Origin of the sequence: Aureimonas altamirensis, from assembly GCF_001463885.1 — a bacterium.
Lineage (GTDB): Bacteria > Pseudomonadota > Alphaproteobacteria > Rhizobiales > Rhizobiaceae > Aureimonas > Aureimonas altamirensis.
This window is the reverse complement of sequence record NZ_BBWQ01000015.1, coordinates 12,859-33,012: the sequence shown is the minus strand read 5'-3', so window position 1 is coordinate 33,012 and position 20,154 is coordinate 12,859. Positions and strand designations below refer to the sequence as shown.

General features: G+C 64.1%; 19 protein-coding genes. 6 read left to right on the top strand and 13 right to left on the bottom strand.

Annotated features, from left to right (window positions below):
* A complete protein-coding gene (locus AUL31_RS11510; protein ID WP_060606840.1) occupies window positions 1–471 on the bottom strand; it encodes an Lrp/AsnC family transcriptional regulator in 471 nt (156 codons plus the stop codon).
* 283 nt (window positions 472–754) lie between these two features.
* Here AUL31_RS11510 and AUL31_RS11505 point away from each other — a divergent pair, with 283 nt between their 5' ends.
* Both AUL31_RS11505 and AUL31_RS11500 read left to right on the top strand, forming a co-directional pair.
* Window positions 755–2,014 carry a trans-sulfuration enzyme family protein gene (locus AUL31_RS11505; protein ID WP_082646914.1) on the top strand — a complete coding sequence of 420 codons (1,260 nt, stop codon included), beginning with the start codon at window positions 755–757 and terminating at the stop codon, window positions 2,012–2,014.
* A 111-nt stretch (window positions 2,015–2,125) separates the two neighbouring features.
* A complete protein-coding gene (locus tag AUL31_RS11500) occupies window positions 2,126–3,022 on the top strand; it encodes a homocysteine S-methyltransferase family protein (protein ID WP_060606837.1) in 897 nt (298 codons plus the stop codon).
* A 59-nt stretch (window positions 3,023–3,081) separates the two neighbouring features.
* On the opposite strand, the gene AUL31_RS11495 is transcribed toward AUL31_RS11500, so the two are convergent.
* The 9 genes from AUL31_RS11495 to AUL31_RS11455 all read right to left on the bottom strand — a co-directional run bounded on the left by AUL31_RS11495 (window position 3,082) and on the right by AUL31_RS11455 (window position 12,691).
* A complete protein-coding gene (locus AUL31_RS11495) occupies window positions 3,082–4,281 on the bottom strand; it encodes a M20 metallopeptidase family protein (RefSeq protein ID WP_060606833.1) in 1,200 nt (399 codons plus the stop codon).
* Window positions 4,282–4,346: 65 nt separating this feature from the next.
* A complete protein-coding gene (locus AUL31_RS11490; protein ID WP_060606321.1) occupies window positions 4,347–5,912 on the bottom strand; it encodes an ABC transporter substrate-binding protein in 1,566 nt (521 codons plus the stop codon).
* Window positions 5,913–6,087: 175 nt separating this feature from the next.
* Window positions 6,088–7,380 carry an NAD(P)/FAD-dependent oxidoreductase gene (locus AUL31_RS11485; RefSeq protein WP_060606319.1) on the bottom strand — a complete coding sequence of 431 codons (1,293 nt, stop codon included), beginning with the start codon at window positions 7,378–7,380 and terminating at the stop codon, window positions 6,088–6,090.
* Between the two features lie 65 nt (window positions 7,381–7,445).
* Window positions 7,446–8,762 carry an NAD(P)/FAD-dependent oxidoreductase gene (locus tag AUL31_RS11480; RefSeq protein ID WP_060606317.1) on the bottom strand — a complete coding sequence of 439 codons (1,317 nt, stop codon included), beginning with the start codon at window positions 8,760–8,762 and terminating at the stop codon, window positions 7,446–7,448.
* Complete coding sequence (locus AUL31_RS11475; RefSeq protein ID WP_060606314.1) at window positions 8,762–9,901, bottom strand: NAD(P)/FAD-dependent oxidoreductase; 1,140 nt, start codon at window positions 9,899–9,901, stop codon at window positions 8,762–8,764. The genes AUL31_RS11480 and AUL31_RS11475 overlap by 1 nt, the downstream gene beginning before the upstream one ends.
* A gap of 145 nt (window positions 9,902–10,046) precedes the next feature.
* On the bottom strand, window positions 10,047–10,637 hold the full coding sequence (locus AUL31_RS11470) for an exopolysaccharide biosynthesis protein (RefSeq protein ID WP_073469324.1): 591 nt from the start codon (window positions 10,635–10,637) through the stop codon (window positions 10,047–10,049).
* Between the two features lie 24 nt (window positions 10,638–10,661).
* Window positions 10,662–11,114 carry a DUF1284 domain-containing protein gene (locus tag AUL31_RS11465; protein WP_060606308.1) on the bottom strand — a complete coding sequence of 151 codons (453 nt, stop codon included), beginning with the start codon at window positions 11,112–11,114 and terminating at the stop codon, window positions 10,662–10,664.
* Window positions 11,111–11,683 carry a biotin transporter BioY gene (locus tag AUL31_RS11460; RefSeq protein ID WP_060606305.1) on the bottom strand — a complete coding sequence of 191 codons (573 nt, stop codon included), beginning with the start codon at window positions 11,681–11,683 and terminating at the stop codon, window positions 11,111–11,113. Before AUL31_RS11460 ends, AUL31_RS11465 begins: the two co-directional genes overlap by 4 nt.
* Before the next feature lie 132 nt (window positions 11,684–11,815).
* Window positions 11,816–12,691 (bottom strand): MBL fold metallo-hydrolase, encoded by an 876-nt coding sequence (locus AUL31_RS11455; protein WP_060606303.1) that lies wholly within the window; start codon window positions 12,689–12,691, stop codon window positions 11,816–11,818.
* Window positions 12,692–12,814: 123 nt separating this feature from the next.
* Between AUL31_RS11455 and AUL31_RS11450 the strand changes: the two genes are divergently transcribed.
* From AUL31_RS11450 to AUL31_RS11440, 3 genes are all read left to right on the top strand, one after another.
* On the top strand, window positions 12,815–13,279 hold the full coding sequence (locus tag AUL31_RS11450) for an Lrp/AsnC family transcriptional regulator (RefSeq protein ID WP_060606301.1): 465 nt from the start codon (window positions 12,815–12,817) through the stop codon (window positions 13,277–13,279).
* A gap of 144 nt (window positions 13,280–13,423) precedes the next feature.
* A complete protein-coding gene (locus AUL31_RS11445) occupies window positions 13,424–14,860 on the top strand; it encodes an aminotransferase class V-fold PLP-dependent enzyme (protein ID WP_060606830.1) in 1,437 nt (478 codons plus the stop codon).
* A 94-nt stretch (window positions 14,861–14,954) separates the two neighbouring features.
* Window positions 14,955–15,554 carry a DUF2076 domain-containing protein gene (locus AUL31_RS11440; RefSeq protein WP_244489389.1) on the top strand — a complete coding sequence of 200 codons (600 nt, stop codon included), beginning with the start codon at window positions 14,955–14,957 and terminating at the stop codon, window positions 15,552–15,554.
* A 45-nt stretch (window positions 15,555–15,599) separates the two neighbouring features.
* Here AUL31_RS11440 and AUL31_RS11435 read toward each other — a convergent pair whose 3' ends face one another.
* From AUL31_RS11435 to AUL31_RS11425, 3 genes are read right to left on the bottom strand one after another with little or no spacing between them, the layout of a single operon-like run.
* Window positions 15,600–16,967 (bottom strand): APC family permease, encoded by a 1,368-nt coding sequence (locus AUL31_RS11435; RefSeq protein ID WP_060606298.1) that lies wholly within the window; start codon window positions 16,965–16,967, stop codon window positions 15,600–15,602.
* Between the two features lie 54 nt (window positions 16,968–17,021).
* Window positions 17,022–17,708 (bottom strand): phosphoglycolate phosphatase, encoded by a 687-nt coding sequence (gene gph / locus AUL31_RS11430; RefSeq protein WP_060606295.1) that lies wholly within the window; start codon window positions 17,706–17,708, stop codon window positions 17,022–17,024.
* Between the two features lie 24 nt (window positions 17,709–17,732).
* A complete protein-coding gene (locus tag AUL31_RS11425; RefSeq protein WP_060606292.1) occupies window positions 17,733–18,227 on the bottom strand; it encodes a MaoC family dehydratase in 495 nt (164 codons plus the stop codon).
* A gap of 148 nt (window positions 18,228–18,375) precedes the next feature.
* Between AUL31_RS11425 and AUL31_RS11420 the strand changes: the two genes are divergently transcribed.
* A complete protein-coding gene (locus AUL31_RS11420) occupies window positions 18,376–20,151 on the top strand; it encodes an N-acetylglutaminylglutamine amidotransferase (RefSeq protein ID WP_060606290.1) in 1,776 nt (591 codons plus the stop codon).
* The last annotated feature ends 3 nt before the right edge of the window (window positions 20,152–20,154 follow it).

The following is a 20,154-nucleotide window of genomic DNA, read 5'->3' as shown; positions in this document are numbered from 1 at the left end:
TCAGTCCGGTACGGGTACGAACAGGCCGACCTTCAGCTCCTTCAGGACGACATTGGTGTGCATGCGCTTGATCTGGGGGTTCTCGGCCATGATATGGGCCGCGATGGCGTCATACTGCATGACATCTTCTGCGGTGATGATGGCGATCAGATCGAAAGTGCCCGTGACGTAATAGACCTGCTGGATATGGGCCTGCCGGTCGGCCCAGAGCCGGAATCTGGAGAGCGCATCATAGTTCTCCCGCTCGATTTCCATGCCGGTGATGAAGGTCATGAACTTGCCGATGGCCTTGCGGTCGACCACCGCAACCTCTGCGGCGATGATGCCCGCCTGCCGCATACGCTTGAGCCGGCGTTGAATGGCAGAAGGAGAAAGGCCGACCATGTCGGCAATCGCCTCGGCCTTGAGCTGGCAGTCCTTCTGAACGATCCTCAGGATCTCCCGATCGAATTTGTCCAGTTGCTCCGTCATCGGCATCTCCATGGCTTGTATTCGTCACGATAACGGCAAAGCATGCGGCCGTCCCGCATCGCGGTGCCATGTGCCGCGGATTCCCTCTCAAGGACACTGCCCGGCTCTGGCGGCCCCGAACGGTGTGGGCGCTTGCCGGAACCGCGAGCCGGTTTGCGTGCCGCCAACCCGCATGCCTGCCGCCGCGCAAAGGTTTTTTCTCCGTCACACGTGCCCAATTGGCCGAAGATCCTTCGTCTGCCTCGGCTAGGTTCGACGCGCAAACCTGCTTGAAGGGCAAGTCATGTCTGAACGATTATCCCGTGCCGCTGTGGTGCCTGGCTCCGATACGGGACAGGTTCGCCCCCTGCACGGGCAAACGCTGGCGCTCGATGGCGGGCTGACGGCCGATCCGTTCACCAGGGCAATCGCACCGAACATCTCGATGTCGGTGAACAACGTGCTGACGCCGGGCGACGGCGCCTTCTCCGCCGATGGCGTCGAAGACCTCGCGGATCTTCCATTTCTCTACGCACGATGGACCAATCCGACCGTACGCCAGCTCGAAAACCGCATGGCCGCTATCGAGGGAACGGAAGAATCCCTTGCCACGGCAACGGGCATCGCCGCCATTGCGGCGATATTCTTCACCTTCCTGAAAAGCGGCGACCACCTGATCGTCAGCGACGTCTGCTATGCCGGTGCCAACGAACTTGCGAGACGCATTCTTCCCGACTACGGCATCGAAGTGACAGCCGTCGACATGTCGGATCATGAGGCGGTCGCGGCGGCGTTTCGTCCCAATACCAGGGTCGTTCATTGTGAAACGCCCTGCAATCCGATCCTGCGCATCACCGACCTCGCCTTCGTCACCAGGCTCGCCCATGCACATGGCGCGCTCGTTTCCGTGGACTCCACCTTCGCGACGCCCGTCGCCACGCGTCCGGCCGAGTTCGGCGCCGATCTGGTCATGCACTCGCTGACGAAGTTCATCAACGGACACGGCGATGCGCTCGGCGGCGTGGTCTGTGGCAGCAAGCATCTGATTGCCCGGATTCGCGCCCGCGCGGGCGTCTATCTCGGCGCCTCGCTGTCGGCGCAGAATGCCTGGCTGATCATGCGCGGTATCGATTCCCTCTATCCCAGGATGAAGACCATCTCGGACAGCACGCTCATCGTCGCCCGGGCGCTCGCCTCGCATCCCGACGTGACACGCGTCATCTATCCCGGGCTGGAATCCCATCCGCAGCATGCGCTGGCCAAGCGGCAGATGGATGTGGGCGGCGGCATGATCTCCTTTCAGGTCCGCGATCCCCGCGCCACGGCGTTGCAGCTCTCGGACCGGCTGAAGGTCATTCATTACGCCTTCTCGCTCGGCCATCAGCGCAGCATCGTCGTGCTTCTCGACACGGAAGAGATGATGCAATCGACCTATCGGCTGGAGGGCAAACAGCGCGAGGCTTACCGCGCGTTCGCGGGGGACGGCATCTTTCGACTGTCGATCGGACTGGAAGCCCCGCAGGACCTGGTCGCCGACCTCGGCCAGGCACTCACCGGCCGATGACGCCAGCCTCGCCACGGCGATCATCCAGGGTTATGGGGATGTCCGCCACGGGCCGCATTCGATCGATGGACCACCAGCGCCCAGCGCGGACAAAACAGCATGGAGCATGCGATGACTGAAGTGACGATCCTCGACGGTGGCATGAGCCGCGAACTTCAACGGCTCGGCGCTCGGCTGCGCCAGCCCGAATGGTCGGCGCTGGCCCTGATCGAAAGCCCGGACATCGTCAGAAACGCGCATACGGCCTTCATCGACGCCGGCGCCGATGTCGTCACGACCAACAGTTACGCCCTTGTGCCGTTTCATATCGGCGAAGAAAGATTTCGCCGCGAGGGCGCGGAGCTGATCGCGCTGTCCGGCCGGCTTGCGCGCGAGGCCGCCGACGCTGCCGGCCGCAAGATCGTCGTTGCCGGCTCTCTCCCGCCGATCTTCGGCTCCTACGAGCCCGAACTGTTCAGGCAAGACGACGTGCAGGACTATCTATCCGTCCTCGTCGACAATCTCGATCCTTACGTCGATGTCTGGCTTGGAGAAACGCTCAGCCTGATCGCGGAAGGACGCGCCGTCAGCACCGCCGTCGCCGCCACCGGCAAACCGTTCTGGATCTCGTTCACCCTGTCCGATGGCCCCGGGGCCGAAGCGGAAGAGCCCACGCTGCGCTCCGGCGAGAGCGTGCGGGACGCGGCCGTCTGGGCGGTCGAGGCGGGTGCGGCAGCGCTTCTGTTCAATTGCAGCCGCCCGGAAGTGATGGGCTGTGCCGTAGCAACAGCCGCGAAAATCATTGCGGATGCCGGTTCGGCCATGAAGCTGGGCGTCTATGCCAACGCCTTCGAGGCCACCTCCGACGGCGCGGCAAACGAAACCCTGACGGAGTTGCGCACCGACCTCACCGACGATCGGTACAATCGCTTCGCCTGCGAATGGGCCGAGGCCGGCGCCACGATGATCGGCGGTTGCTGCGGCGTCGGCGCCCATCACATCCACAGCCTGCGCCAGGCGATGCGTTAATGACGTTCCCGGGCCGTGTTCGGGTGCCGAACACGGCTCAGCCTGTCAGCGTGGCCGTGTCAAAGTTGCGGGCTCGACAGGAAGCTGCAGGCGGCCAGCGTCAACCCGACGACCCCGTTGCGGATGGAGCGCTCGTCCGGCTGGTAGTCGGAATTATGCAGCTTGTCATCGCGGCCCGGCAGCCGCGATCCCACACCGAGCTGGAAGGTCGGTACGCGCTCGGAGATGAGCGCGAAGTCCTCGGCGCCCAGCGTCGCATCGCGCCTGCGTATAGCGCCCTGCCCGAAATGATCGGCAATCGCCTGCATGGTGCGCGTGGTGACCTTCTCATCATGAACCATCGCAGGCACGCCGCGCACCATGGTGAAATCGCAGCGGACATTCATGGACGTGGAGATACCGTCGCACTGCCTGCGAATGGCGTCTTCGATCAGATCGCGATTGGCGGGAAGCTGGGTTCTGACCGTGCCGATCAACCGCACCGTATCGGGAATGATGTTTTCGGCCATGCCGCCGCTGATGCCGCCGATCGTCAGCACCGCAGGGTGCATCGGGTCGACCTCGCGGGAAACGATCGTCTGAAGCTGCAGCACCAGCGTCGCCGCCGCGATGATCGGGTCGGCGGCCAGATGCGGGCGCGCCGCATGTCCGGACCGCCCTCGCACGAGGATGCTGAATTCGTCGGACGATCCGTTCGAGATACCGGGAATGTAGCTGAATGTCCCGACGTCCTCATCGGGCTGGTTGTGGAAGCCCAGGGCCACATCCACGCCATCGAGGACGCCATCCTCGATCATCGCCCTGGCGCCGCTTTCCGACGTTTCTTCCGCCGGCTGGAACATAAGCCGGACCGTGCCGTTCAGGCGCGGCGCCAGATCGCGCAGAAGGATGCCGACGCCGATCAGGGTGGCCGTGTGCAGATCGTGGCCGCAGGCGTGCATCTTGCCGTCGACCGTGCTGGCGAAGTCGAGGCCGGTCATCTCGTGGATGGGAAGCGCGTCCATATCCGCGCGCAGAAGCACGGTCGGGCCTGGCCGTCCGGTTTCGATGGTTCCCACTACACCCGTACGGCCGACGCCCGAGACGACGTCGATGCCGGCGGCCTTCAACTGGTCGGCCACCAGCGCGCTGGTCCGTATGGTGTCGAAGCCCGTTTCGGGATGCGCATGGATATCGCGCCGGATGGCCACCAGCTTCTCTTCGATCCGGCCGGCGGCGGTATCGATCTCGGGGCCAATATCGTTTGCAAGCATTGCCATGCCTCTCAGACGCATTTCCGGGGTGGCGGGCGCAGCGGGCCGCACCGGGCGGCCCGCCGGCGACATCAGCTTTCGAACCAGACCTTCTCGGACAGGCGATAGCCGCCCATGTCGCCGCCGCCCGGGATGCCCTTGATGCCCTGGATGCGGTCGGTGCTGGCATTCTGCTGGTCCACGAAAATCGGGATCAGCTCGCCGGCCTCCTGCGCCAGAATAACCTGCGCGTCGTGATAGATCGCCTTGCGCTTCGTCTCGTCCAGCTCGGCACGCGCGCTGATGATGAGCTGGTCGAAGGCCGGATTACTCCAGTAGGTTTCGTTCCAGGGTGCGCCGGTCTGCAGAATGAGCGACAGCATGGCATCCACGGTCGGACGGACAGACCAGTTCGACGCGCAGAAGGGCTTCTTCATCCACACCTCGTCCCAGTATCCATCGGAGGGAACGCGGTTGACGGTGATGTCGATGCCGGCGGCCGAAGCCGAATTGCGGAAAAGCTGCGCCGCGTCGACGGAGCCCGGAAACCCGTTATCGGAAACGGACAGCTCGATGGGCCCGCTGAAGCCCGCCTTCTGGATAAGGGACCGGGCTTTGTCGGGGTCGTAGCTGTTCTTCGGCACATCGGCGGAATAATAGGGGCTCCAATTCGGGATGGGCGTGTCGTTTCCGACAATGCCCGCGCCGCCATAGCCGTTCTTCAGGATAATCTCGCGATCGATGGCGTGCTTCATGGCCTGGCGCATGTCGACATTGTCGAATGGCGCCATGTCGCAACGCATCGGGAAGCAATACATCGTGTTGGCCGGCGTGCTGAAGACTTTCACGCCCGACATCGACGCAAGGCGGCCGGCCATCTTCGGATCGACGCGATTGATGATGTGAACCTGGCCACTCACCAATGCCGCCATGCGGGCGGTCGGATCGCTCATGGCCAGCGTTTCGCACGAGTCGACGAAACCGCGGTCCGGGTTCCAGTGGTTCTCGAACCGTTTGGTCAGCGCGCGGACACCCGGCTGGAATGTTTCGAGCGTATAGGCGCCCGTCCCGATACCCTTGGTGAAGTCGCCGCCGTCGGGGCCGATCCCGAGATGATAGTCGGTCAGCGTATAGGGGAAATCGGCATTGCCGCCCACCAGCGTGATCGTCACCTCCATCGGCCCGGTGGCCTTGATTTCGGTGATCGCCTCCAGGCTCCCCTTGGCGCCGGACTTGGAGTCCGGCCCGCGATGATGGTTGATGGAGTAGATCACATCGTTCGCGTCGAGTTCCTTGCCGTTGTGGAACTGCACGCCCTTGCGGATCTTGAAGCGCCATTCGGACCCGTCGGGGCGTGTCGGCTCCCAGGATTCGGCGAGCGAGGGCACGAGTTCGCTCGACTCGCCGATCTCCACCAGCGTGTTGAACAGTTGGAAGCCCACCGTATACATGTAGGACTCGGTGTAGAATGCCGGGTCGATGCTGTCGGAACTCGAGGCGGTATCGAGCCCGAAGACCAGGTGACCGCCCCGCTTGGGGGTCATCTCCTGCGCTCTCGCGCGTCCGCCCAAAGCGCCAACGGCAAGCATGCCGGCCGAGCCGAGAAGGAGCGCGCGTCGAGAAAGACCCAGCGCGTCGGTTAGGACATCATTCTTCATGTTTTTCCCCTTTCCATCGGTCCAGCAAGCGGTGTTGCAACTGTCAGCCTAGGGCGGCGCGCTGCCTGGTTACCGCATTGCACTACTGGTTAGCTGGGTTTTGACGCGATAACGATGCCGATTTTGACGTTTCCTGCATATTTCCTCAGGCCGCCGACGGATCGCGGCCAAAGCGTCAGGAAAACCGGCTCAACGACAAGTCCGAGGGGTCGACGATGGGCGTGCGTCCAAGCACGAGATCGGCCGTCAATCGCCCGCCGCCGAAGCTCAGGCCGAATCCATGGCCGGAATACCCGGTCGAGACCGTCAGGCCGGGCACGGCGGCAGCGTGGGAAATAACCGGAACCGCGTCGGGCAGCACATCGACGTAACCGGCCCAGCGATCCGTATAGCGCACCTGGTCATACCCCTCCATCACCCGGGACAGGGTTGGTCCGACCGCATCCACGATCGCCACCGGCGATGGATCGAGGACGCGCTCACGCTCGAACGGTGTCGCACCGCCCCGCCGCCACCACCGCTCGTAGCCGAGCTCGGTCAGCATCCGGCGTCCGAGCCTGAGCTTCATGTCCTTCCCCTGCTCGCGGATGACAGGCAGGAAATCGCGCAGGTAGCGGAAGCTGTCGGGCACGATGTCGGCGACGTAGCGCCCGCCATGCTCGATGGACAGGCGTCCGTCCGCGCAGCGGCGACTGGATAATCCCTCCACCCATATCGACGACTGATGGCCAGCCGGAAATGGCTGCGTCTTGGCCATGGATACCATCGCCTTGAGCTGCGGCAGGCGAATGCCGAGAGAGCGCAACAGCAGCGACGACCAGGCGCCGGCCGCCACGACCACGCGGCTGCAGGCGACGCTGCCGCGCTCGGTGACAACTGCGGACACGGCGCCGGCGCTGCGCTCGATGCCCTTTACGGCGCAGCCCTGCACGACCCGGACGCCCAGACTCTGGATATGTTCGGCAATTGCCGGGGCGGCAAGCTCGGGCTCTGCCCGCCCGTCGGATGGCGTGAACAGGCCAATGGGAAACTCCCTCTCCAGCCCGGGGGCGATCCTGCGCACTCCGTCGGCGCCGAGCACCTCGAAAGCAAGCCCGCATTCCCGTGCCCTCGCCATCCAGGGCGCGTAGGCCTGAAGTTCCGCATCGTTGCGGAAGCCATAGAGCGAGCCGCACACCGCAAAGCCCGTAGCATTGGACAGTTTCCGGCTGGTCTCTCCCCAGAGGCGGAGGCTTTCGATCGAAAGCGGAACCTCCCGCACATCGCGGCCCTGCTGGCGCACCCAGCCGGCATTGCGCCCGGATTGCTCGGCCCCGACGCGGCCCTTCTCGAAGACCACGCATGTTTGCCCGGCCTCGGCCAGGAACATGGCCGTCGTCAGTCCGATGAGCCCTCCTCCGATAATGACCACATCGGCCGACGCGGGGATGACACTGCTGCTGCTGACGTGTCGAACGGGAGGCACCATCGGTTCTGTTTCCGCAAGAGGTCTGGGTGGGATCGCATAAGGCGAGAGTCGTTAACAGGGCGCAATCATATCCTGCCGACCTCGTGCCGCTCGCCGACCCCGAACCGGGATAGCCTGTAAGGGGCGGGATCGACAGGCGGATCGTCGCCAATGACCATCCGCGACAGAAGCGAGGCCGCTCCCATGGACAAGCCGAAGCCATGGCCGGAAAATCCGGTTGCCACGAACAGGCCGGCAACCTGGTCGACCCGGTCGATGACGGGTACACCATCGGGCGTGGCATCGATGTAGCCTGCCCACCGCTCCAGGATGTCGGCCTTGGCGAAGACCGGCATTTCGCGAACGACGTCGCGGTGCAGCCGGTCGAGAATGGCATGGTCGGGAGCTGCCTTGAGTTCGCGCATGTCCTGTCCCATCGGACCGGGTGTAACGAGGGCGCGGCTCTGTCTGAAATCTTCGACAAAGCGCCCGTTGAGGCGGACATGAAGATCGTTCCACCCGGCACGCACGGCCGGCAGGAAGTCGCGGGCGTACCGAAAGGAATCCAGCCCCAGATCGGCGATGATCTTGCTGCCTTGGGTCACGGTGTAGCCGCCGTCCAGCCGCTTGCGCATGGAGATGCCGGGCGCCCAGACGCAAGGCGAAGGGCCGTCCACGCCCGATAATCGCATGGCGGAGATGCGCACCTTCAACTGCGGCAGCCGTATCCCCGCGCCTCGGAGCAGACGGCTCGACCAGACGCCGCCGGCAACGACAACGGCGCCGGCCCGGATGATGCCGCTTTCGGTCTGCACCCCATGGACGCGTCCAGCCTGCACATCGATCGCGTGGACGCAGCATTTCTGGACGATGTGGCCTCCAAGGTCCTGGATGCCCTCTGCCAGCGCAGGCGCCGCGATCTCGGGTTCTGCCTTGCCGTCGCTGGCCGTGTAGAGGCCATGCTTCCAACGACGTCCGAGAGACGGCGCCAGAGCCGCCACCGCATCGGACTGCAGCAATCGGGTATCGAGGTCGAAGCCTTTCGCAGCCTCGATCCACCCTGCGTAATGCGCGTGGTCTTCATCCGTATCGAGCAGATAGAGGCTGCCGCACTGGCGATAACCGACATCGCGCCCCAGTGCCTTCGAAAGCCCGCGCCACAGCCTGAGGCTTTCCACGGCCAGGGGCAGCTCCCGCAGGTCGCGACCCTGCTGTCGGACCCACCCATTGTTCTGGCTGGACTGCTCGCCGGCAACGAACCCTTTCTCAAGGACGGCCACATGCAGACCGCGCGTCGCCAGTAGGTAGCCGATCGCCGTTCCGACGATGCCGCCGCCCACGATGATCACGTCATACTGGTCCGAACGGTTCGGAGAGGACCGCACATCGGCCGGCGATGGCATCACATGCCGCCCTTGTATCGCTTCACTGAAATGGCCTGAGAAGAGAAACGGCCCGGCCTGAAGCTTGCAAGTTCCGGGCAGGTTTGGCCAAGGACCGTCTCCCGCGCGACGAGATCCCCGATGATCGGGGCAAGCGTCACGCCGCTGTGGGTAACTGCGATATAAAGACCGGGAAGATCGTCGATGGGGCCGACCGCACTCAGACCATCACCCGGGATCGGCCTTTCGGTGATGCGGACCGCCTCCACCGGAACGTGTCGCAGTTGCGGCAAGACCTCTCTTGCGCGCGCGATGACGGATTGCGCTGTCGGTCCGTCCGGATGCGGATCCAGCGTGTCGCGCGGCATTTCATCCAGCCTGTCGCGGCGCAGCAGCAGCCGGCCGGCGCCATCGGGGCGAATATCGATGTCCGGCCCGTGCAGAGGCCGCGATACCATCACCGGCGCCGGCCTCGTGAAGGCCAGGTAGCCAACATTTCGCACCAGGGGTAAGGTGAAGTCGGTGTCACGCAGCAGATCGTTGACGCTTGTCCCCAGACAGCCGATCACAATGTCCGCCTCGACATGGCGACCGTCGGCGCAGGTCACGCCGGAAACACGGCCCTGTCGCGCGGTCACGCCTGTCACTCTCGTCCCTGTCTGCAGGGATAGCCCATGCTGCCTGACCGCGCGATCGACCAGCCATCCACAGTAAACGACCGGGTCGACCCAGCCTTCCCCGGGAGAAAGGGCAATCAACGCATCGGCAAGCTCGTTCGCGTCGATGCCGGGCTCGAGCTCGATCGCCTCATCGACCGATATCTCCCGGATCGGGTAATCGAGGTCCTGGAGGTCGGCGATGCGCTGTGCAAGCGAATCGGCGTCGGTGCCCTTGCGCCACTCGATGCTGCCCGATCGGTGCATCCACGGCTCTCTGCCCAGCTCGGCCGCCAGCAGGCTGTAGCCTTCGATGCCCCGAACGTTGAGCGCGTGATAGTCCGCGGGTGGCTTGCCGTTAGAATTCGTCCAGGCAAAGCTGGCCGAGGACGCTCCGGAGCCGGGATACTCCTTGTCGATCAGTGTCACGGCCGCACCGGCCCGGGCCGCAAGATACGCAACCGATGACCCAACGATACCGGCGCCCAGAACGACCACTTTCATCAAACTGTCTCCATCATCCGCTTCACGCCGGCTGGCGGCACCACGATGGCACGATCATCCGGCAGAGTTTCGCAAATCAGCGGGGGCAACGCGCCTGAACTCCCTGAATTTCGGGGGTTTTCCGCGGCGCGCAAGCGGCAGGGGCTCAGCCCGCCACGAGCGCCCATGCCGCATAGGCCATTCCACCGGTGGCAGCGAGACCAAGGATCATCAGGAGGCCATCGCGCAGAGTGATTGCAAGGGCAAAGATGGAGATGACCAGCCCGGCCGTCGTTGCCATGAAGGGCAATATCTCAAGCGGCGGCATGGTCGCCGCCGTCAGAAAGCAGATCAGCGCCGCCCCACGCAGGGCGATGCTGCTTGTCGCGAAGCGAAGACGCGGGCGCACCACCCGGTCTATCCAACCGGCGGGCCGCCGCATGAAGCCCAACACCTTGTGGACGCGCTCGGTCGACAGCCGGGCATTGGCCAGGCGCTTCGGCAACCATGGCTCCCTTCGTCCGAGCGCAAGTTGCGCGGATAGCAACATGACGATGATACCAACCATGGTCGGCACCGTCGGGATGCCGGACAAGGGAGATACGGTTACAAGGGCAGGCAGCAGGATCATCGCGCCGAAGGCCCTGTCGCCGGCGATGTCTCCGATGACGCCCATCGACAGGCCGCCATCGGCCCTGTTGCGCTCTTCGACTGCGTCCAGAAGTTCGGTCAACGTTTGTATCTGGGCGTCAGCCATCGATGCTCCGGCCTGGAAAAAGGATCAAGAACCGCAACACATGGCCTTGGCGCCGCCTTCGGCAAGCTGCACGCGGGCGCCGGCAAACCCGTCCCGCGCCACCGCGCTGCAAAGCGCTTCCCATTCACAGCCGGCACAGGCGCCCCGGCTACGCCCGGAAGCGAAGGCAGTCCTCATATCCGAAAGCGTTGCCGGGTCGAGCGACAGTGTGTCACCAACCCCGATGGCAAGAATGCCGGCAATATCATGCAAGGCATCCGCGTCGCGCGCCGTCACCCCTGCCCGGCGGCAATGGGCATCCGGGTCGGTCAGCAACGGCGCGCAGATATCGTCCGGCCCATCGACGACCATGATCGCTTCGCCCATGGACAGACGCTGCGCGATCCTGTCGTAATTGCGGATGAAGGCATCCCCGTACCCCTTGCCCACATAGGTCAGGAGGCACAGGAGATGATGCGGCCGCAGATGGATCGTCATGCGGCCTTGCGCAAGCGGCGGTGGGCGATGACCACCAGAAGCGCGGCGCCCAGGCCCGACTTCAGCACCGCCCCGACCAGGAACGGCGTAACCCCGAGTGCAACCGCCTGCGTCGGACCGACAATGCCCGCCAGCCACACGCCGCCGAGCGCAAGACAGATAAGGTTTGCGGCCAGCATGCCGGCAAAGGCTCGCAATGGCTTGCGGCCGGCCCACCCATTTTCGGCAAGCCAGCCCATCATCCAGGCCATGATCGGGAAGGCCACGAGATAGCCCGCGGTCGGACCGGCAAAATGGTGGATGCCGCCGGCGCCATTGGCAAGGACGGGCAGTCCGGCCATCGCCTGCGCCAGCCACGCCATCACGGTGATCGCTCCCAGACGGCGTCCCAGAAGCGCACCAACCATGGTGACCGCCAGCGTCTGCATCGTCACCGGAACGGGCACCATCGGCACAGCGATATAGGATGACAGCGTCAAAGCGATGCTGCCCACCGCGACTGCGGCGACCTGCCTTGAAACCCGGCGCATACGGGTACCGGACAATACCGACACTGCAAGCTCAACCATGCGACACCTTTTATCTACAAAATTTGATTCTTGTCGCTATAATTTAGGTCCGGTTTTTCGATTTAGGCAACCGAGTTCTGTACTAGAGATTTTTTGTAGATTTTCATGGGAGCAGATTTGGCGCCTTGGCGCTCAAAGGCCGTTCAGTGGCACCTTGAGGTAGCGCCGGCCTTCGGGGTCGGCCGCCGGCAGCCGGCCGGCACGCATGTTGACCTGCAATGCCGGCAGAATGAGCCTTGGCATCGGCAGGGTCGAATCCCGTGCGGTGCGAAAGGCGATGAACTCCTCACGGGAGCGACCGCCACCGACATGGATGTTGGCGGCCCGCTCCTCTCCAACGGTGGTCTCCCACCCTATATCGCGACCGTTCGGCCCGTAATCATGGCACATGAACAGTCGCGTTTCGTCCGGCAGGGCAAGAATGCGCTGGATGGAATCGTAGAGTTGCCCGGCGTCACCGCCCGGAAAGTCGGCGCGTGCGGAACCGCCATCCGGCATGAAGAGCGTATCACCGACAAAGGCCGCATCGCCGACCCGGTGCGTCATGCAGGCCGGCGTATGCCCCGGCGTGTGCAAGGCCAAGGCATCGATCCGGCCTATGGTGTAGCGGTCGCCGTCGGAAAAAAGGACATCGAACTGGCTGCCGTCGCGCTGGAACTCGGTCCCCTCGTTGAAAATCTTGCCGAAAGTTTCCTGCACGGCCACGATATCCGCACCGATGGCCAACTTGCCACCGAGCTTTTCCTGGATGTACGGCGCGCCCGACAAATGGTCGGCATGCACATGGGTCTCGATCACCCACTCGACGGTCAGGCCATGTGCACGCACATGGTCGATCATCCGGTCGGCATGCTCGAACGCGATGCGGCCGGCTGCATAGTCGATATCCATGACCGCATCGAAGATGGCGCAGGCGCCAGTCTCCGGGTCTGCCACGACATAGGCGATCGTATGCGTCTGCGGGTCGAAGAAGCCGGTAACATCCGGCCGACCGTTCAATTCACTCATGGCGCTTCTCCTGAATCGGCCCTCGATCGTCCGGACCTCGAAATAATGGTAACATGCCAAAATCGGTAAACCGTCACAGGCTGTTGGCCTAAATCGCACGATCGATGAGGAGTTGAACGAAAGATGGCCCTAAAGATCGATCATATCGATGCCAGGATCATCATGGAGCTGCAGGAGGACGCCAGCCAGTCTCAGCGAGACCTGGCCGACAAGATCGGCCTTTCGCAGAATGCCTGCTGGCGGCGTATCAAGCAGTTGCAGGAAGACGGCGTTCTGAAAGGTCAGACGGCTCGGATCGACCGGGAACTGCTGGGGCGCGGGCTGGTCGTCTTTGCCATGATCCGCACGCGAAACCATTCCGCTGAATGGCTTAAGAAGTTTCGCTCACATGTCACATCGATTTCCGACATCACCGATTTCTACCGCATCGGCGGCGACTACGACTACATGTTGAAGATCGTCACGCGCGACATGAAAAGCTACGACGAGGTCTACCAGCGCCTTATCGAGAAACTCGACCTGGAAAACGTCACCTCGTATTTCACGATGGAAGCCATCCTGGAAAACCGCGCGATTCCCATCCGCTGACTGCATGTTGTCATTACCGTTCCATTTTTTTCTTTATGCGATCAAACCTTGCATACTTTCTGATCAGACCGGGTCAGATCGGTGAAAAATCGCCAGCGATGTCCATTATCGTTCATTCCAATCCTGGTGGGGCGGAGCATGGCGATGGGCATTCTTGCAGACTTCAGAAACGATCTGGCATCCGGTGACACCGTAGCGCGGTTGCGCGGCGGTCTTATCGGCAACGGCGCGCGTTTCGACGCCGGCTGCGGTCCGCAATCGCTTCTGTACGCCGATTACGTGGCGTCGGGGCGCGCCCTGCGTCAGGTGGAGGAGTTCGTCACCGAGAACGTCCTGCCCTGGTATGCCAACAGCCACACCGAAGCGTCCCACTGCGGGGGCACCATGACGCGGCTTCGGGAAGAGGCGCGCGGTGCGATCGCCGGGCTCGTGGGCGCCGGGGCCGATTGCCATGTCGTCTTCACCGGCTCCGGCGCGACAAACGGGATCAACCGGATCGTGCGACTTTTAGAGGTGGAAAGGCGGGTTGCCGGGGGCGACCGCGTCGTGGTTCTGTCGGGGCCTTACGAGCACCACTCCAACATTCTGCCGTGGCGCGAAAGCGGCGCACGCGTTGTGGAGATTGCCGAGGCAGAGTGTGGCGGCGTCGATCTTGCCAGCCTGGATGAGGCCCTCGAGGAGGCCGCGGGCGCAGACCTGATCATCGGCAGCTTTTCCGCCGCGTCCAACGTCACGGGCATCGTTACCGATGTCGACACCGTGACGCGCCGCCTCAAGGCGGCCGGGGCCCTCGCGATCTGGGATTATGCGGCCGGCGCCCCCTATCTGCCGATGGACATGGGGGATGGCGCTGCAGCAAAGGATGCGATCGTCTTGTCGCCGCACAAGTTTCCCGGCGGTCCGGGCGCATCCGGCATCATGGTGGTGCGCGACAGCATCGTGCGGCGCACGACGCCGACGCTGCCCGGAGGCGGCACGGTCGCTTTCGTCTCACCCTGGGGCCATGCCTACAGCGCCCGCGTCGAGGCGCGGGAAGAGGCTGGCACGCCCAATGTCGTCGGCGATATCCGCGCCGCGCTGGTGATGCTGGTCAAGGATGCCGTCGGCACCCACGCCATTCTGGAGCGAGAGGAAGCGCTGCGGCAGCGCGCCGTCGATCGCTGGACGCAGGTGCCCGGCATCCGCCTTCTCGGCCAAAAGCCCGGCATGACGGCATTGCCCATCTTTTCCTTCCAGGTCGTGGATCCACAGGGCACCCTCGTTCATCACCAGATGTTCACGCGGATGCTGAGCGACATGTGGGGCATACAGGTGCGCGGCGGCTGCGCCTGTGCCGGGCCCTATGCCCACCGCCTGCTCGGCCTGGACGACGCGGCATCGCAGGCGCTGTTCCTGCGGCTTGGAGCCGGACACGAACTCGAAAAGCCCGGCTGGGTGCGCTTGAACTTCAGCTATCTGCATTCTGATGCCGAGGCCGAACGCATCCTCGATGCCGTCGCCGAACTCGCCGACACGGCTGCACAGCTTGCAAGCCGCTACGTGGCAGACCCGCGCACGGCGCGCTTTCGGCCCGCGGCCTGAGGTATCACGGCGCGATCACGAAAACTCCATGGCCTTCATGCCGCCGCTGCGACTTCCTATCTGGACAGGCACTGCAACTTCGGGAGTCCCGGAAATGAGCATGAATGCTGAAGAGAAGCGCCTGATCGAAGGACTGTTCACCCGGCTCGGCACGGTCGAGCGCGAGGCTGCCCCGCGCGATGGCGAAGCGGAGGCTTTCATCCAGAAAAGGCTCTCCGACCAGCCGGCGGCGCCCTATTACATGGCGCAGACCATCATCGTGCAGGAGCAGGCGCTGGAAGCGGCGCAGGAGCGTATCCGCCAGCTCGAATCCCAACCGCAACAGGGAGGCGGCGGCCTGCTCGGCGGTCTATTCGGCGGTGGCCAGCGCGGCCAGAGAGCAGCCGAGCCCTCGCCGCAGCAGGGGCGCGTCGGCGGCGCGATGCCGGCCGGCACGCCATGGGGCGGCGGCGCATCCGGTGCACAGGCTCAGCCGGCCGCACGGCAGGGTGGCGGCTTCCTGGCCGGCGCCGCGCAAACGGCCGTCGGTGTCGCCGGCGGCATGATGCTCGGCTCCATGCTGGGTTCGATGTTCGGTGGGGCGGGTGACGCCATCGCGGGTGAAGTCGGCAATGCTGCCGACGGGCTGGCCGAGGATGTCGGGATGGACGGCTTCGACGACGGCGGCGGCTTCGACGGTTTCGACGACATCTGATGCGAAGGATCGGGCCCGGTGAAAACCGGGCCCAAATTTTTTAGGTCAGGAATCGCGCTCGCTCGCCAGGAACTTCTCGATGCGCCCCTTGTCACCTGCGCCCGTTACGAAATAGAGGATGACGATCGCGACCACGAGGCCACCGGCGATCAGCGGTGCGGTCCAGTCTCCTTCCGCAATACGCACGATCAGCAGGGCTGCACAGGACAGCGCGCCCAGCGCCGGCACGATGGCCGGCACCTCGAACCTGCCCGGCTTGTCGTCCGGCCGCCGCTTCAGAACGATCAGCGCGACGTTGACGATGGTGAAGACCATCAGCAGCAAGAGCACGGTCGAGGATGCCAGGGCCGCGATGTCGCCGAGCAACGACAACAGGATCACGATGGCCAGCAGCACGAAGATCGCGACATAGGGCGTGTGACGGGCCTTGTGGACGCGGCCGAGCGGCGCCGGCAGCAGGCCCTGCCGCGACATGCCGTATAAAAGGCGCGAGGCCATCACGTAGTTGACCAGCGCCGTATTGGCGACGGCGAAGATGGTGATGGCGGCGAACACCCCCACGGGAAACCACGGCGCGGCCCGCTCGACGACCAGCGTCAACGGCCCGGCAGCTTCGGCCAGTTCCTGCCAGGGCACCACCGATACCGCCGTTATGGATACCGCGATATAGATCAGCGTGGCGGCAAGGATCGCCAGGATGAAGGCCAGAGGCATGGTGCGCTCGGGGTTCTTCACCTCTTCCGATACATTCAGCATGTCTTCGAAGCCGATGAAGGAAAAGAAGGTCAGGACGGCGCCCTGCATCACCAGAAGCGCGACCGGGCCCTCTATCCCGCCCCCGCCATCGGAGGGCGGAAACTCAAGCAGATTGGCGTTGCCCCAATAGCTGACACCGACGGAAATCACGAGGATCAGACCGAAGGCCTCGACCAGCGTGCAGACGGCGTTGAGCCACAATGATTCCGAAATGCCGCGAAACAGGACGCCGGATAGCAGCACCAAGAAGCCGATGGCCAGTAGCCAGTGCGGCGCGCCGACGCCGAAGGTCTCGGCTATGTTCGCCGCGACGACATTGGACTGCGTGGCGATGGATGTCAGACCGGAGCAGACCACGGCCAGCCCTACGACATAGCTGACCATCGGTCGGCGGTAGGCCATCTGCGTCACGTAAGCCGCGCCGCCGGCACGGGGATAGCGCGAGGCGATGGAGGCATAGGAAAGCCCCGTCAGGAGTGCCGCCACCATCGAAACGAGAAAGGCAACCCAGACGGCGCTGCCCAGTTCGCCGGCCGCCTTGCCGATCAGCCCGTAAATGCCCGCCCCGAGCATACTGCCGAGGCCGAATAGTGTGATTTGCGTCAGGCCCGCCGCCCGCTTGAGCTTCGGTTCGCCTTGCGCTTCCTGAACCGCCATGCGGCTTCCCTCCCCCTACGCCAAGAACACGCGGGGGGAGCCTTCACGTCTTGCTCACACCGCCTTTATCGACATGATAGCCTGCGGCAATTGGTCAAGTCGCTCCAGTACATAATCGGCGCCCAGCGCTTCGGCCGGTATGGACGTGTAGCCACCGCGCAGGACCGCGACCGCCATGCCGGCCGCCTGCGCCGCTGCGACGTCGTTTTCGCTGTCGCCGACGAACATCGTATCGGAAGGCGCGACACCGAGCCTTTCGCACGCCAGCAGCAGAAGATCCGGCGCCGGTTTTTTCGCCGGGCCGGCGTCGCCGCCGACCACGATATCCATCGCATCGGACAGGCCGAAATGCGAAAGGATCGTCGCCGTCTCTGAGCCCGGCTTGTTGGTGACGACGCCAAGTCCGTAGCCCGCATCGTCCAGCTGACGCACGATGGAACTTGCGCCCGCGTTGAGGGTCGTCAGTTCGGTGGCGCGCGGCCCGTAGATGGCAAGGAAGCGCTCCACCACCTTGTCGCGGCTGGCCGGATCGATGGGCTTGTCGAGCGCCGCATAGGCACGCTCGATCAGCTTCGGCACACCCTGCCCGACAAAGCCTGTCACGGCCTCCAGGGTAAAGGGCGGCTCGCCGTAGCTGGCCAACGTATCGTTCAGCGCCGCATGGATATCGGGGACGGAGTCCACAAGCGTTCCGTCGAGATCGAACAGGATGGCCTTCGGCCAGGTCGGGCTATCGCTCATGCACTCTCCCTCATGCACTCTCCCTCATGCAGGCTGGATCATTGAGACGGTGATCCACTCGGCCGTCAATGCGGGCTTTGCCGCCCCCTCGACCTCCACGGTCGTCTCCCAGGTGGACTGGATCGTCACGGCCCTCTCGTTCAGGCCCTTGAGGCGGAAACAGCCCCGCACCCGCGCGCCACTGCGCACCGGCGAAACGAAGCGAACGCGCTCGAACCCGTAATTGACGCCGATGGTAGCCCCCTCGACAAAGGGCATGGCGCGATAGGCAAGTGTCGACAGCAGCGACAGCGACAGGAAGCCATGCGCTACCGTGCCGCCGAAAGGCCCCTCGGCCTTCGCACGTGCAGGATCGACATGGATGAACTGGTGATCGTGCGTCGCATCCGCGAACGTGTCGATCATCGCCTGGTCTACCGTCAGCCAGTCGGACACGAACGCGTCGCCGTCGACGTAGCCTCGATAGGTTTCCAGAGGCACCAGCCTTTGCCTGAGATCGGCCTCCGACACTTCGCTCATTCGGCAACCCTTCCGCCCGTCGTCCCGTTCGCGTCTTCCTATGCCCTGTCCAGGCCGCCGTTGCAAAGCATCGGGGGTGGGCAGCGCAGCATCGTGGCCCATATGTGCAGGCACCAGACGGAAATCCAAGGAAAGGCAGGGACGATCCATGTGCGGAATTTGCGGTGAAATTCGCTTCGATGGAAGGATGGCCTCCCCGGAGCGGATCGAACGCATGGGCAATTGCCTTGCGCGGCGCGGTCCCGACGGAGCGGGTCAGGTCGTGCGCGGCAATGTCGGCTTCGGCCACCGCCGCCTGAAGATCATCGACCTGTCGGAAAAGGCGCAGCAGCCGATGGTCGATGCCGATCTCGGCCTCACCCTCGCCTTCAATGGCTGCATCTACAATTATCCGGCCCTGCGGGCCGAACTCCTGGACATGGGGTACCGGTTCTTTTCGCACGGCGACACAGAGGTGATCGCCAAGGCCTACCACGCGTGGGGTCCGTCCTGCGTGGAGCGGTTCAAGGGCATGTTCGCGTTCGCCATCCACGAGCGGGATACCGGCCGCGTCATGCTGGCGCGCGACCGCTTCGGCATCAAGCCGCTTTACCTGTCGCAGACGCCGGAACGGCTGTACTTCGCCTCGTCCCTGCAGTCGATTTTGAGGACGGGCGATGTCGATACGTCGATCGACCGCGAGGCCCTGCACCATTACATGACGTTCCATGCCGTGGTGCCGGCACCGCTGACCATCATCAAGGGCGTGCGCAAGCTTCCGCCGGCGACCGTGCGCCTGATCGAGCCCGACGGCTCCTTCGAGGACACGGTCTACTGGAACCCCTCCTACGGCCCGCAGCCGGGCGACGAGGCGATGACCGCCGACGACTGGCGGGATGCGGTGCTGGAATCGCTGCGCACCGCCGTCGAGCGACGCATGGTCGCCGATGTTCCGGTTGGCGTGCTTTTGTCCGGCGGGGTCGACTCGTCGCTGATCGTCGGCCTTCTGGCCGAGGCCGGACAGACGGGCCTCAGCACCTTCTCCATCGGCTTCGAGGATGCCAATGGCGAGGTCGGCAACGAGTTCGAGTATTCCGACCTGATCGCCCGGCACTACGATACGAAGCATCACAAGATCTTCGTGCCGGGCTCGGAACTGATGGAGAACCTGCCGGGCGCCATCGCCGCCATGTCGGAGCCCATGGTCTCCTACGACAATATCGGCTTCTACCTCCTCTCGCGGGAAGTCTCGAAGCACATCAAGGTCGTGCAGTCGGGACAGGGCGCCGACGAAGTCTTCGGTGGCTACCACTGGTACCCACCCCTCGCCGGCGCCAACGATCCGCTCGCCTCCTATTCGAAGGCCTTCTTCGACCGCAGCGACGAAACCCTGCGCCGCCAGTTGTCACCGGAATGGCATGCCGGCAGCGATGTCAGCCTGGACTTCGTCCGCACCCATTTCGGGCTGCCGGGTGCCGACGATCCGGTCGACAAGGCGTTGCGCCTCGATAGCCGCATCATGCTGGTGGACGATCCCGTGAAGCGCGTCGACAACATGACGATGGCCTGGGGGCTGGAGGCCCGCGTGCCGTTCCTTGACCACGAGCTGGCGGAGCTGGCAGCTCGCATCCCCTCGGCGGAAAATTTGCGCCAGGGCGGCAAGGGCGTGCTCAAGGAGGCTGCGCGGCAGGTGATCCCCTCCGAGGTGATCGACCGCAAGAAGGGCTACTTTCCGGTTCCCCAGCTCAAATACATCCAGGGCCCCTATCTGGATATGGTCCGCGATACGCTCACCAGCGACAAGGCACGGCAACGCCAGCTATTCCGCAAGGATTACCTGGACGACCTCTTCGCCAACCCGACCGATCGGATCACGCCCCTGCGTGGATCGGAGCTCTGGCAGGTCGCGCTGCTTGAGCTGTGGCTGCAGAGCCAGGAGATCTGAGGC